This is a genomic window from Microcystis sp. 0824 (genome assembly GCF_003112475.1).
Lineage (GTDB): Bacteria > Cyanobacteriota > Cyanobacteriia > Cyanobacteriales > Microcystaceae > Microcystis > Microcystis aeruginosa_C.
Genome location: NZ_BDSM01000058.1, coordinates 1 through 476, shown reverse-complemented (window position 1 = coordinate 476; position 476 = coordinate 1). Strand labels below are relative to the sequence as shown.

1 protein-coding gene is annotated in these 476 nt (G+C 37.8%); it reads left to right on the top strand.

What is annotated here, in order from left to right; all coding sequences use genetic code 11:
* Positions 1–476: transposase (locus tag N0824_RS19075; protein ID WP_146184302.1), on the top strand; the 476-nt coding region annotated here is incomplete at both ends.

Here is a 476-nt window from a genome sequence, read left to right as displayed (position 1 = left end):
CCAAGATAATCGTTGGGTAATTATGGCCAACCTCATTCCCTGGTCAGAATTTGAAGCGGAATACGCATCACTTTTTTCAGAAGAAATGGGCGCACCCGCCAAAACATTTAGGATAGCAATGTCCGCATTAATTATTAAAGAAAAATTAGGAACAAGCGATAGAGAAACGGTAGAACAAATCAAGGAAAATCCTTATTTACAATACTTCTTGGGGTTTTCATCCTACAGCAATAAACCCCGGTTTGAAGCGTCAATGTTGGTTCACTTTCGAGAAAGAATCACTCGGGAACTAATTAATAAAGTGAATCGCTTTATGGTCAAAAATCCGAGGGAAATAAAAGAAGAAGAAAACACCACAAAAAAGTTAGAAAGTGAAACCCAAAGTCAACCCGAAAATCGAGGTAAATTAATTTTAGATGCCAGTTGTGCGCCCGCAGATATTAGTTATCCTACGGATTTAAACCTGTTAAATCAAG